Origin of the sequence: Kitasatospora sp. NPDC086791, assembly GCF_040685975.1 — a bacterium.
GTDB lineage: Bacteria > Actinomycetota > Actinomycetes > Streptomycetales > Streptomycetaceae > Kitasatospora.
Genome location: NZ_JBFBOC010000015.1, coordinates 1 through 13,494 on the forward strand (window position 1 = coordinate 1; position 13,494 = coordinate 13,494).

General features: G+C 72.2%; 6 protein-coding genes and 1 rRNA gene. 5 read left to right on the forward strand and 2 right to left on the reverse strand.

Annotated features, from left to right (window positions below; genetic code table 11):
• The first annotated feature begins 9 nt into the window (after positions 1-9).
• Both rrf and AB0Q99_RS20670 read left to right on the forward strand, forming a co-directional pair.
• A 5S ribosomal RNA gene (gene rrf, locus AB0Q99_RS20665) occupies positions 10-125 on the forward strand.
• 61 nt (positions 126-186) lie between these two features.
• Positions 187-1,032, forward strand: a complete 846-nt coding sequence (locus AB0Q99_RS20670) for a phosphatase PAP2 family protein (protein ID WP_363573820.1) — start codon at positions 187-189, stop codon at positions 1,030-1,032.
• Positions 1,033-1,044: 12 nt separating this feature from the next.
• Here the strand turns inward: AB0Q99_RS20670 and AB0Q99_RS20675 are convergent, their stop codons facing one another.
• Entirely contained in the window at positions 1,045-1,608 is a 564-nt protein-coding gene (locus tag AB0Q99_RS20675) for a GPR1/FUN34/YaaH family transporter (RefSeq protein WP_363573822.1), read from the reverse strand.
• A gap of 258 nt (positions 1,609-1,866) precedes the next feature.
• Positions 1,867-4,428: a SpoIIE family protein phosphatase gene (locus AB0Q99_RS20680; protein WP_363573824.1), complete on the reverse strand. Its 2,562-nt coding sequence runs from the start codon at positions 4,426-4,428 to the stop codon at positions 1,867-1,869.
• 511 nt (positions 4,429-4,939) lie between these two features.
• On the opposite strand from AB0Q99_RS20680, the gene AB0Q99_RS20685 reads away from it, so the two are divergent.
• The 3 genes from AB0Q99_RS20685 (at position 4,940) to AB0Q99_RS20695 (ending at position 13,314) form a co-directional block, all read left to right on the forward strand.
• Positions 4,940-9,520 (forward strand): HAMP domain-containing protein, encoded by a 4,581-nt coding sequence (locus AB0Q99_RS20685; protein ID WP_363573978.1) that lies wholly within the window; start codon positions 4,940-4,942, stop codon positions 9,518-9,520.
• Between the two features lie 329 nt (positions 9,521-9,849).
• Complete coding sequence (locus tag AB0Q99_RS20690) at positions 9,850-10,488, forward strand: response regulator (protein WP_363573980.1); 639 nt, start codon at positions 9,850-9,852, stop codon at positions 10,486-10,488.
• A gap of 147 nt (positions 10,489-10,635) precedes the next feature.
• Positions 10,636-13,314 (forward strand): DNA translocase FtsK, encoded by a 2,679-nt coding sequence (locus tag AB0Q99_RS20695; protein ID WP_363573826.1) that lies wholly within the window; start codon positions 10,636-10,638, stop codon positions 13,312-13,314.
• Positions 13,315-13,494: the final 180 nt, after the last annotated feature.

Below are 13,494 nucleotides of genomic sequence, written 5' to 3' on the forward strand. Positions count from 1 at the left end.
TCATAGTGTTTCGGTGGTCATAGCGTGAGGGAAACGCCCGGTTACATTCCGAACCCGGAAGCTAAGCCTTACAGCGCCGATGGTACTGCAGGGGGACCCTGTGGGAGAGTAGGACGCCGCCGAACAATCATTCCAAAAAGCCCCCTTCCCATTCGGGAGGGGGGCTTTTTGCGTTAACCTCTGCCAATGCAGAACCTGACCCTGACCTGGCAGTCCGCCGGGGGCGCCGCCGCCGGCCTCTACGCGGGCGCGTACGTCGCGTCGAGGGTTCGGAAGCCGTCGCTCTCGGCGTTGTTCCGGGAGGCCGGCACGCTGCTGGCGCTGTTCGCGCTCTGGCAGCTGGTCGGGCACCTGTCGGTGATGAGCACGGACCACGCGCTGGACCGGGCGAGCTGGATCCACCACACCGAGCAGGTGATCGGCTTGCCCGACGAGGCCTCCTGGCAGGCGGCGGTGATGCCGTACCCGGTCCTGGTGCGGCTGGCGAACTACTACTACGCGATCATGCACTTCGCGGTGATGCTGGCCGTCCTGCTCTGGGTGTTCGTGCGGCACCGCGAGCGGTACGCGTGGGTGCGGAACACGGTGGTGATCACGACCGCGGTCTGCCTGCTGGTGCAGTTCATCCCGGTGGCACCACCCCGGATGCTGCCGGAGAGCGGCTTCGTCGACGTGGCCGCGGAGTACGGGCAGTCGGTGTACGGGGGCGCGGTCGGCGGCATGGTGGTGGCGGACCAGTTGTCGGCGATGCCTTCGGTGCACGTCGCCTGGTGCGTGCTGGCCGCGGTCGCGGTGATCCGGGTGTCGCGCAGTTCGCTGCGGTGGGTCATGGTGCTGCACCCGGTGCTGACGGTCGCGGTGGTCGTCGTGACGGCCAACCACTTCTGGACGGACGGCATCGTCGCCGTCGCCATCCTCCTCTTCGCCTACGCCGTCCTGGCGTTGGCGGCACGCCGACGGGGTCGGGTCTCCGTCTCGACGGAGACCCGACCCCGCGGCGCCGCCGAGGAGCGGTTGGAGCAGGTCGGTTGAGCCGTCAGCGGCTCACTTGACCGGCAGGGCGAGCTTTCCCCAGGCGCCGTTGCTCAGCGCGGAGGTGGCCCAGTACCAGGCGGAGAGCCCGGAGACGGCCGCGACCCAGCCGGCGAGCTTGGCCAGACCGCCGTAGCCGCCGAAGGTGGCGATGGCGGAGAGCAGCAGGGACAGGGTCAGCAGGCCGTAGACGGCGCGGCCGAGCAGACCGGCGCCCCAGCTCGCCGCAGTGAGGGTGAGGGCGAGCAGGGCCCACAGCAGCAGGAACAGACCGGCGGCGTTCTTGCCTGCTCCGCCCGCCGCCGACCAGGTCGCCCAGAAGGCGCCGAGGCTGGTGAAGGCGGTTCCGGTGAAGCCCTCGCCGCCGCGGAGCTGCCAGAGGCCCGCGATGAAGAGGGTGACGCCGCCGAGCAGATGGGCGAGGTGGGCCGCGTCCCCGGCTCCGGCGCCGTGCAGGAGGCCGGTGGAGAGCAGACCGTAGGCGAGTAGTGTCAGGCCGAGGGCGAGGTAGCCGAGGTTACCCGCGTCGGCTCCGGTGGAGCGGGCGTTCGTTGCCCCGGTAGCGTCGTTGCTCACCGGAGGCTCCTTTCACTCTGGGCGCGCGCAGGGCGCAGTGACGCCTGTGGCGTGGTGTCGGTGAGTGGATGCGCGCGACCGCGCCGATGGCGCACGGCTGTGAGCGTGCGTGGGCCGCGGTCGGAAGTGATGGGCCAACGGAGAGCCCGCTGGTCACGTCCCCGCCGGGTGGATTCCCCGGTGGGATCGGTTTACCCGGCGTCGGGCGCTTGTACCCTTGTGAAGATAACAATTTGTGACTGCGTCAGCCGGGAACGCTCACGGCTGGCGCTGGTCGGGCACCCGCAGGGTCAGGATCGCCATGTCGTCGGACGGCGGCTCGGGGGCGAAGCGTTCGACCGCGCGCTGCACGCGGGCTGCGACGGCGCCGGCGGTGAGACCGGTGCAGCCGGTCAGCACCTCGGCGAGGCCGTCGTCACCCAGCATCCGCCGGCCCTCGCGGCGTTCGGTGACACCGTCGGTGACGCACAGCAGGACCTCGCCGGGGGCGAGCACCAGGTGCTCGGCGGTCAGGTCGAGGTCGTCCATGACGCCGAGCAGCGGCTGCGGGGTGGCGGCGCGGTCGACCCGGCCGTCGGTGCGCAGCCGCAGCGGCAGCGGGTGGCCGGCGCAGACCAGGGAGAGTTCGGTGCTGCCGTCCGGGCGCGGCGTCAGCTCGCCGTAGAGCAGGGTGAGGAAGCGGCTGCGCGAACCCTCGTCCAGGATGGCCGCGTTGAGGCGGCGGAGCACCTGCGGGGCGTCCAGGCCCTCGCGGGCGAGCAGCCGCAGCGAGTGCCGGGCGAGGCCGGTGACCGAGGCGGCCTCGGGGCCGGTGCCGCAGACGTCGCCGATGGCGAAGCCGTAGGTGCCCTCGCGGATGGTGAACAGGTCGTAGAAGTCCCCGCCGACCTCGTTGCCCTCGCCCGCGGCCTGGTAGTAGACGTCGACCTCGACGCCCGGGATCTCCGGCAGGTCCGGCGGGAGCAGGCTGCGCTGCAGGGCCTGGCTGGTGGCGGTGCGCTCGGAGTAGAGGCGGGAGTTGTCGAGGGCCAGGGCGGCCCGGCGGGAGAGGTCCTCGGCGAGTTCGAGGATCTCCTGGCGGAACCGGACACCGGCCGGGACGCCGAGCGCCAGCAGGCCGATGACACGGTTGCGGGCGGTCAGCGCGAGGACGACGGTCTCGCCGAGCAGGCCGGCGAGTTCGGGGTTGTCGGTGGGGCCGCCGGGCCCGGCGGTCTCGGCGGGCGCCGTCCAGAAGCGGACGCCGTGGCTGGGGCCGGCCTCGGGGACGGGGGTCTTGTCGAGCAGGTCGCGCAGCGGGTCGATGCGGTCCTCGTCCTCGTGCAGGACGAAGGCGAGCCGGGTCGGTGAGGTGTGGTCGGCGGTGGTGTAGACGGCGCACCAGGAGGCGAGGGTGGGGACGGCCATCTGGGCCATCAGGGCGAGGGTCTGCTCGTGTTCGAGAGTGCCGGCCAGCAGGTCGGAGGCCTCGACCAGGAAGGAGAGCGAGCCGCGGCGCAGTCGTTCGAGCTCGGTCAGCCGGGTGCTCTCGACGGCGAGGGCGACCCGGTCGGCGGCGAACTGCAGGCGCAGCGCGTCCTCGTTGTCGTAGCGGCCGGGCGCGGTGGCGGCGATGCCGAGCGAGCCGATCAGGCGGCCCTCGACCTTGAGCGGGACGGTGAGCAGGGAGCGCATGCCGCTGTCGGAGAGCAGGGGCAGGCCGGTGGGGCGGGCGGTCAGGTCCTCGTGCACGGAGGGCAGCCGGGCGGAGTCGTAGCGGTTGCCGGTCCCGACCGGGAAGCGGGTGTGCCGGCGGTGTCCGGAGGTGAGGCCGGTGGCGGCGCGGACCTCGAACTCGGTCTCGTCGTCGGTGGTGAGCAGCAGGTACGCGGCGTCGCCGTCGAGCAGGTCGCGGGCGCGTTCCACGGTGCGCTGCAGCAGGGTGTCGAGGTCGTCGGTGGCGACCGGGCCGGCCAGCAGGTCGAGCCGGGGGCCGGCCGGGTCGGGGCGCTCGCCGGGCAGGGCGCGTGCGGGGGAGCGCAGGACGGCGCGGTCGGGTTCGAGGACGAGCAGACAGAGCGCCGAGGGGATGCCCTCGGTGTCGCGCACGCGGACCTGGACGCCGTACACCTCCACCTCGCGGCCGTCCCGGTCGCGGATCCCGTAGCTGCCCTCCCAGCGGGCCAGCCGCAGGGTGTCGGTCAGGCCGAGGCCGCGGTCGGGGGAGTGCGGCCAGACGGCGAGGTCGGCCCAGGGGCGGCCGAGGACCTCGGCGGCGGGGTACCGGAAGAGGGCTTCGGCGTCCGGGTTCCAGGCCAGGACCCGGCCGTCCTCGTCGAGTTGGACGACGGCGACGTGCACCGGGCCGGCGCTGCTCGGCAGGTCGCTGCCGGGGGTGGCCGGGACGGCGTAGCGGGTGCCGACCACGTGCGCGGGCAGCTGGAGGCGGAACCAGACGGTCTTCCGGCCGGCCGCGTACTCGACGCCCCATCTCTCGGCGAGGGCGGAGCACATCAGCAGACCGCGGCCGCCCTCGCCGTCGGGGTCGGCGTAGCGGTCGGAGGCGGTGACCGGGCCGTCGCCGAGGGTGGGCAGGCCGCGCTCCGGGTGGTGGTCGGTGACCTCGATCCGGACGGTCTCCTCCTCGCGCAGGCAGCAGACCTCGGCGGCGGTGCCGGCGTGCACGACGGCGTTGGTGACCAGTTCGCTGACCAGCACGATCGCGTCGTCGACGACCTCGGGCAGGCCCCAGCCGAGCAGCGCGTCCCGGACGAAGCCCCGGGCGGCGGCCGCGGACCGGCCGTCGGGGTCGAAGGTGGCGGCTGCGCGCGCGGTGACCACGTTGCCACTTCTCCTCTGCTGCTCTTGCCTGGGCTGTCCGGGGTGCGGCGCCGAATTCCCCGTGCGCGCCGTCGGGGTGAGCGGCGGCGCTCGGTCGGGTCGTGGCCCGGTGCAGCGCTCCACCCTACTTTCCGCTTGGTTCCCCGTGGGGGCGGGGAGCCGAAACAGGCACCAGAGGGTGATTCTGCCCACCTGTTTCGGACGGTGCGGTGCCAACCGTGCGCAACCGGGCGTGCACCGGGCGCCAGTGCTGCCAGACTGGGGGGTCCGCGAGGACCGGTACGAGCAGTACGGTCGTGTGGGTGCCGGTGCGCCGAGGGTCGCCGGTACGCAGCCCAGCCGGGCCGGTGCCCGGGCGCGTGCCGCACCGGCACGCGCGGTCACCGGACAGTTCACGATGTGTGGGAGGGGCCCGTTGAGTTCGGCCACCAAGGACGCAACCGGTACGACGCCGCCCGCCCAGCGCGGCGGCCGCTCCGGGACCGCGCCGCGGAACGCGGCCGGCCGGCGAGTGAGCCACAACCGCGGCGCGGAGCCCGCCGAGCTGCGCAAGCTGCTGTCGGCGCTGACCGCGATGCGGGACGGCAACTTCCGCCGTCGGCTGACGGTGCCGGGTGACGGGCCGCTGGCGGAGATCGCCGCGGTGTTCAACGAGGTCGCCGAGCGCAACCAGCACCTGACCGGTGAACTGGCCCGGGTGCGGCGTGCGGTGGGCCGGGAGGGCCGGCTGAACGAGCGGCTGGAGACCGGTGCGGGCGAGGGCGCCTGGATGGCGGCGGTCGACAACTGCAACGCGCTGATCGACGACCTGGCCCGGCCGATGTCCGAGGTGGGCCGGGTGCTGGCCTCGATCGCCGAGGGCGACCTGGACCAGAAGATGGAGCTGCGCTCGCTGCACAGCAACGGGGTGAGCCACCCGCTGCGCGGCGAGTACCTGAAGATCGGGCGGACCGTCAACGGACTGGTGGACCAGCTCTCGGAGTTCACCGACGAGGTGACCCGGGTGGCCCGTGAGGTGGGCACCGAGGGCAAGCTGGGCGGTCAGGCCAAGGTCCGCAGCGTGTCGGGCAGTTGGAAGGACCTGGCGGACTCGGTCAACACCATGGCGGGCCGGCTGACCGCGCAGGTGCGCAACATCGCCCAGGTGACCACCGCGGTGGCCAAGGGCGACCTGTCCCGCAAGGTCACCGTCGAGGTGGCCGGCGAGATGCTGGAGCTGAAGAACACCGTCAACACGATGGTGGACCAGCTGAACGGGTTCGCCGCCCAGGTCACCGGGGTGGCCCGGGACGTCGGCACCGAGGGTCGGCTGGGCGGCCAGGCCCAGGTGCCGGGCGTGGCCGGGGTCTGGCGGGACCTCACCGACTCGGTGAACTTCATGGCCGACAACCTGACCGGCCAGGTCCGCAACATCGCCCAGGTGACCACCGCGGTGGCGCGCGGCGACCTCTCGCAGAAGATCGAGGTGGACGCGCGCGGCGAGATGCTGGAGCTGAAGAACACCATCAACACGATGGTCGACCAGCTCTCCGGCTTCGCCGAACAGGTGACCCGGGTGGCCCGCCAGGTGGGCACCGAGGGGCGGCTCGGCGGCCAGGCGCAGGTGCCCGGGGCGGCCGGGGTGTGGCGCGACCTCACCGACAACGTCAACTTCATGGCGAACAACCTCACCGATCAGGTGCGCAACATCGCGCAGGTGACCACCGCGGTCGCCAAGGGCGACCTGTCGCAGAAGATCCAGGTGGACGCGCGCGGGGAGATCCTGGAGCTGAAGAACACCATCAACACGATGGTGGACCAGCTGGGCGCCTTCGCGGACGAGGTCACCCGGGTCGCCCGGGACGTCGGCACCGAGGGCATCCTCGGCGGCCAGGCCAGCGTGCCCGGCGTGGCCGGCATCTGGAAGGACCTGACCAACTCCGTCAACCTGATGGCCAACAACCTGACCAGCCAGGTCCGCAACATCGCCGAGGTGACCACGGCGGTCGCCCGCGGCGACGTGTCGAAGAAGATCACCGTCGACGCCCGGGGCGAGATCCTGGAGCTGGTGACGACCGTCAACACCATGGTCGACCAGCTGTCGGCGTTCGCCGACGAGGTGACCCGGGTCGCCCGTGAGGTGGGCACCGAGGGGATCCTGGGCGGCCAGGCGCGGGTGCGCGGAGTGTCGGGCATCTGGAAGGACCTGACCGACAACGTCAACTTCATGGCGTCCAACCTGACCGGTCAGGTGCGCAACATCGCCGAGGTCGCCGGTGCGGTGGCCCGCGGCGACCTCTCCAAGAAGATCTCCATCGACGCGCAGGGCGAGGTGGCGGCGCTCGCCGCGACCCTCAACACGATGGTCGACCAGCTCTCCTCCTTCGCGGTGGAGGTGACCCGGGTCGCCCGCGAGGTCGGCACCGACGGCACCCTGGGCGGCCAGGCGAGCGTGCCGGGGGTGGCCGGCATCTGGAAGGACCTGACCGACAACGTCAACCTGATGGCGAACAACCTCACCGGCCAGGTTCGCAACATCGCGCTGGTGATCACCGCGGTCGCCCGCGGCGACCTCTCGCAGAAGATCGACGTCGACGCCCGCGGCGAGATCCTCCAGCTCAAGACCAGCATCAACACCATGGTCGACCAGCTCTCCGCGTTCGCCGACGAGGTGACCCGGGTGGCCCGTGAGGTGGGCACCGACGGACGGCTCGGCGGCCAGGCCCGGGTGCCCGGCGTGGACGGCACCTGGCAGGACCTGACCGAGTCGGTGAACGAACTGGCCAACAACCTGACCCGGCAGGTGCGCGCGATCGCGCAGGTCGCCACCGCGGTGACCAGGGGCGACCTGAGCCTGCGGATCGACGTGGACGCCGCGGGCGAGCTCGACGAGCTCAAGGACAACATCAACCAGATGATCGCCAACCTGCGCGAGACCACCCGCACCAACCAGGAGCAGGACTGGCTCAAGACCAACCTGGCCCGGATCTCCGGCCTGCTGCAGGGCCGCCGGGACCTGGAGGCGGTCGCCTCGCTGATCATGACCGAGCTGACCCCGGTGGTCTCCGCCCAGCACGGCGCCTTCTTCCTCGCCCAGCCGGCCGGCCGCACCGCCGAGCTGATCACCGAGGACGACGACGAGAACGACACCGTGCTGCGCCTGATCGGCAGCTACGGTTACCAGCGACGGGCGATGCCGACCACCTTCCGCCCCGGCGAGTCGCTGATCGGCCAGGCCGCGGTGGAGAAGCGGGCGATCATCCTCAAGGAGGCGCCGCCCGGGTACCTCAAGATCGCCTCCGGTCTCGGCGAGGCCTCCCCGGCGCACATCGTGGTGCTGCCGGTGCTGTTCGAGGGCCGGCTGCTGGGCGTGATCGAGCTGGCCACCTTCAGCTCCTTCACCACCGTCGCGCTGGACTTCCTGAACCAGATCGCCGACCTGATCGGCGTCACGGTCAACACCATCAGCGTCAACACCAAGACCGAGGGACTGCTGCTGGAGTCCCAGCGGCTCACTGCCGAACTCTCGATGCGATCGGCCGAGTTGGAGGCGCGCCAGGAGGAACTGGAGCGCACCAACGAGGAGTTGCAGGAGAAGGCCGAGCAACTCGCCCAGCAGAACCGCGACATCGAGATCAAGAACAGCGAGATCGAGGAGGCCCGGCAGGTCCTGGAGGAGCGCGCCGAGCAACTCGCCCTGGCCTCCCGCTACAAGAGCGAGTTCCTGGCCAACATGTCGCACGAGCTGCGCACCCCGCTCAACTCGCTGCTGATCCTGGCCAAGCTGCTCTCCGACAACAACGAGGGCAACCTCTCGCCCAAGCAGGTCGAGTTCGCCGACACCATCCACGGTGCCGGCTCCGACCTGCTCCAGCTGATCAACGACATCCTCGACCTGTCCAAGGTCGAGGCCGGGAAGATGGACGTCCGCCCGGCCCGGATCGCCCTGGTCCAGCTGGTCGACTACGTGGAGGCCACCTTCCAGCCGGTCGCGCTGGACAAGAACCTGGACTTCGCCGTCCGGGTCTCCTCCGCCCTGCCGGTCACCCTGCACACCGACGAGCAGCGGCTCCAGCAGGTGCTGCGCAACCTGATCTCCAACGCGGTGAAGTTCACCGACACCGGGGCGGTGGACTTCTCGATCCGCCCGGCCGGCCCGGAGGTCCCGCAGCACGTGCGCGAACGGCTGCTGGAGTCCGGCTCGATCCAGGACCCGGACGACGAGCTGATCGCCTTCTCGGTCTCCGACACCGGCATCGGCATCCCGGACAACAAGCTGCGGGAGATCTTCGAGGCGTTCAAGCAGGCCGACGGCACCACCAGCCGCAAGTACGGCGGGACCGGCCTCGGGCTGTCGATCAGCCGAGAGATCGCCCGGCTGCTCGGCGGCGAGATCCACGCCGAGAGCGAGTTGGGCAAGGGCTCGACGTTCACGCTCTACCTGCCGCTGCACACCGGGGCCCCGGACCCCGCAGGGGAGCCGCGCCCGGGCGAGCGGCAGTCCGCGCCGAACGCCCCGGCGCCGCGCGCCTCGGTCGGCGTGACCCCGGTGGGCCTGCCGGTGCCGGTCGGCGAGAACCCGGCCGACCACTGGGCGCAGGAGGTCCGCGAGCTGGCCGAGGAGCGCCGTCGCGGGGCGGTGGAGCGCCGCCGCACCGCGCTGGAGAGCGCCGCCGGGCCGCGGGTGGTGGAGCCCGTGCAGCCCCGGCCGGTCAACGGCGACCGGCGCTTCGACGGCCAGCAGGTGCTGATCGTGGACGACGACGTCCGCAACGTGTTCGCCCTCACCAGCGTGCTGGAGCAGCACGGGCTGACCGTCCTGTACGCCGAGAACGGGCGGGAGGGCATCGAGATGCTGGAGCAGCACGAGAACGTGGCGCTGGTCCTGATGGACATCATGATGCCGGAGATGGACGGCTACGCGACCACCGAGGCGATCCGCCGGATGCCCCAGTTCGCCGGTCTGCCGATCATCGCGCTGACCGCCAAGGCGATGAAGGGCGATCGGGAGAAGTCGCTGGAGGCGGGCGCCACCGACCACATCACCAAGCCGGTGGAGACCGACCACCTGCTGTCGGTGATGCACGAGTGGCTGAGCGGGGACCGCGCGTGAGCGGGCGGGGGCGGGCGGGGCGAGCCGGGCGCATGACGGGCCCGGAGGCGTGAACCCCGTCGTGGGCCCGGGGGTTCACGCCTCCCGGCCGGTCGGTTTGCTGGCGGACGGGCCCGGGAACCCGGTAGGGTCACCGATCGTTGCGAACAGTGACCGGACGGCGACGCCCTGCTGAGCGTGCGCCGGGGCACTGGCTGCGCGCCGTTCCGGATCGGGTCACGACGGGGCGGTGTGCCGGGCGAGGGGGTGCGGCTAGCATGACCGGGGTAGCGGTGGGCAGTACGCGGGTGCCGGCACCGGGCGGCAGGCAGGCGACAGGAGGGCGGGCCCTGATGCAGAAGGCGAAGATCCTCCTGGTCGACGACCGACCGGAGAACCTGCTGGCGCTGGAGGCGATCCTCTCGGCTCTGGACCAGACGCTGGTGCGCGCGGCCTCCGGCGAGGAAGCGCTCAAGGCGCTGCTCACCGACGACTTCGCGGTGATCCTGCTGGACGTGCAGATGCCCGGGATGGACGGCTTCGAGACCGCCGCCCACATCAAGCGCCGCGAGCGCACCCGGGACATCCCGATCATCTTCCTGACCGCGCTCAACCACGGCCCGCACCACACCTTCCGCGGCTACGCGGCCGGGGCCGTGGACTACATCTCCAAGCCCTTCGACCCGTGGGTGCTGCGCGCCAAGGTCTCCGTCTTCGTCGACCTGTACGTGAAGAACTGCCAGCTGAAGGAGCAGGCCGCGCTGCTGCGGCTGCAGTTGGAGGCGGGCGGCGGCGAGCCGGCCCTCGGCGGGGCGCTGCTGGGCGAGCTGTCGGCGCGGCTGGCGGCGGTCGAGGAGCAATCGGAGGCGCTCGGCAAGCAGCTGGACGGGGTCGAGGACGCCGGGGTGGCGGCGACCGCCGCGCACCTGGAGCGCAAGCTCGTGGCGCTGCGCCGGGCATTGGACGCGTTGCGCCCCGGAAGCTCCTGATCCGCTGCCGCACGTTCACCCGTCCGGGTGGTTCCGTGCGGCGGCCGGGTGAATCCCGGTCAGGGTGACGGTGTGTCTGCGACACGTCCGGGCGGCCCGGCTCGGGCACATGTGCACCGGTGGTCCACACCGGTAGGCTGCTGACCCATGGCCACTCGTACGCCCGGGAACGCAGCACGTAAGACGAGTCCGGGACCGTCCAAGAAGGCCGCGGCGAAAGCCCCGGGCAAGCCGCCCGTGAAGAAGGCGGCGGCGAAGAAGGCGGCTCCCGCGAAACGGGCGGCCGCCAAGGCGGCCCCGCCGGCGCCGCCGTCGAGATCGGTGCTGATGGGCGCCCTCAACGCGCTCGCGAGCCCGATCGCCGCGATCTTCCGGGGCTTCGGCGACGGGGCCAAGAACCTCGACCCGGCCCACCGCAAGGACGGGGCGGGCCTGCTGTTGTTCGGGCTCGCGCTGGTGACCGCCGCCGGCACCTGGTTCAGCCCGCAGGGCTGGTTGGGCGGGGCCGCCACCGCCGTGGTGTCCGGGCTGTTCGGCCGGCTCGACGTGCTGGTGCCGTTCCTGCTGGCGGCGATCGCGATCCGGCTCTGGCGCCACCCGGAGCTGCCGGAGGCCAACGGCCGGATCGTGATCGGGTTGAGCGCGCTGCTGGTCGGCGTCCTCGGCCTGGTCCACATCGGGTGCGGCGCGCCGATGATGGGCAGCGGCGCCTCCCGGATACGGGCGGCCGGCGGCATCCTCGGCTGGGCCGCGTCCACTCCGATGATGGCCGCCGCGGGGCCGGCCCTCGCCGTGCCGCTGCTCCTGCTGCTGGCCTTCTTCGGCCTGCTGGTGGTCACCGCCACGCCCGTCAACCGGATCGGCGAGCGGGTCCGGTGGGCCGGGATACGGCTCGGCGTGGTCGAGCCGGGCCCGGACGACGAGCTGCGCCGGGGGCGCACGCCGGAGCGCGAGCTGTCCACCGATCCGCCGGAGGACGCTGATCCGGACGCGCTGCCGTTCACCGTGGACACCGGTGGTGACGACCCGACGGACGAGGTGGCCGCCCGCCGACGCCGCCGCCGGCGCAGGCAGGCCGACCCGGAGGACCCGGCGGAGGCCGTCCGGGTCTCCCTGGACAAGGAGCCGCTGGACCCGTACGCCACCCGCGACCTCGCCGCCGGAGCGGCCGCCGACCTGGACGGTGCGCTGGTCTACGGCGTGCCCGCCTCCTCCGCGGTGGCGGACATGATGCACCAGGTGCAGGACCACACCGCACCGCCGGAGGAGCCCGCCGTCCCGGCCGCCCGCAACGGCGGTCCGGGCGCCCCCGAGGAGCACGGTCCGGCGCCGGCGCGGATGGAGCAGCTCCGGCTCGGCGAGGGCACCGGCTACGCGCTGCCCTCCCTGGACCTGCTGGAGCGCGGCGGCCCGGCCAAGGCCCGCAGCGCCCTCAACGACGAGGTGGTCGCCCAGCTCAGCGGCACCTTCGCCGAGTTCAAGGTGGACGCCAGGGTCACCGGCTTCACCCGCGGCCCGACGGTCACCCGTTACGAGGTCGAGCTCGGCCCGGCCGTCAAGGTGGAGCGGATCACCGCCCTCGCCAAGAACATCGCGTACGCGGTGGCCAGCCCGGACGTGCGGATCATCAGCCCGATCCCGGGCAAGTCCGCGGTCGGCATCGAGATCCCCAACCGGGACCGCGAGATGGTCAACCTCGGGGACCTGCTGCGCTCGCGCACGGCCGCCGAGGACACCCACCCGATGGTCGTCGGCATGGGCAAGGACGTCGAGGGCCACACCGTGATGGCCAACCTCGCCAAGATGCCGCACATCCTGGTGGCCGGCGCCACCGGCGCGGGCAAGTCGTCCTGCATCAACTGCCTGATCACCTCGATCCTCGCCCGGGCCACCCCGGACGAGGTGCGGATGGTGCTGGTCGACCCCAAGCGGGTCGAGCTGACCGCGTACGAGGGCATCCCGCACCTGATCACGCCGATCATCACCAACCCCAAGAAGGCCGCCGAGGCCCTCCAGTGGGTGGTGCGCGAGATGGACATGCGCTACGACGACCTCGCGGCGTACGGCTTCCGGCACGTGGACGACTTCAACGCGGCGGTGCGGGCCGGCAGGGTCACCCCGCCGCCGGGCAGCGAGCGGGAGCTGCGGCCGTACCCGTACCTGCTGGTGATCGTCGACGAGCTGGCCGACCTGATGATGGTCGCGCCGCGCGACGTCGAGGACTCGGTGGTCCGGATCACCCAGCTGGCCCGCGCGGCCGGCATCCACCTGGTGCTCGCCACCCAGCGGCCCTCGGTGGACGTGGTCACCGGTCTGATCAAGGCCAACGTGCCGTCCCGGCTGGCCTTCGCGACCTCCGCGATGGCCGACTCCCGGGTCATCCTGGACCAGCCCGGCGCGGAGAAGCTGATCGGCAAGGGCGACGCGCTCTTCCTGCCGATGGGCGCGAGCAAGCCGGTCCGGATGCAGGGCGCGTTCGTCACCGAGGCGGAGATCGCCAAGGTGGTGCAGCACTGCAAGGACCAGCTGGCCGCGGTCTACCGGGACGACGTGACGGTCGGCGGCGGGCCGAAGAAGGAGATCGACGAGGAGATCGGCGACGACCTGGACCTGCTGATCCAGGCGGCCGAGCTGGTCGTCTCCACCCAGTTCGGCTCGACCTCGATGCTCCAGCGCAAGCTCCGGGTCGGCTTCGCCAAGGCGGGCCGGCTGATGGACCTGATGGAGTCGCGCGGGATCGTCGGCCCCAGCGAGGGCTCCAAGGCCCGCGACGTCCTGGTGAAGCCGGACGAGCTGGACGGTGTGCTGGTGACCCTGCGGGGCTGACGCGCCGTGCCGTCCGCCGCCGCCCCGTGCGCCGGACGGTCCCGTGCCCCGGACGTGGTGTCACTCGTTCGGAGGAGGGTGGGCGGGCCCCCGGGAACCGAACGTCCGTACACCGCGTCACAGGCCGGAAAGCGACCACCGGGTCCCCCGCGTGCCGCTCGGCTGACGACCGGTCAGCCG

Excerpts from the sequence above, each read along its gene's own strand:
- AB0Q99_RS20670 (WP_363573820.1), top strand. The coding sequence starts at position 187 with ATGCAGAACCTGACCCTGACCTGGCAGTCCGCCGGGGGCGCCGCCGCC.
- AB0Q99_RS20695 (WP_363573826.1), top strand. The coding sequence starts at position 10,636 with ATGGCCACTCGTACGCCCGGGAACGCAGCACGTAAGACGAGTCCGGGA.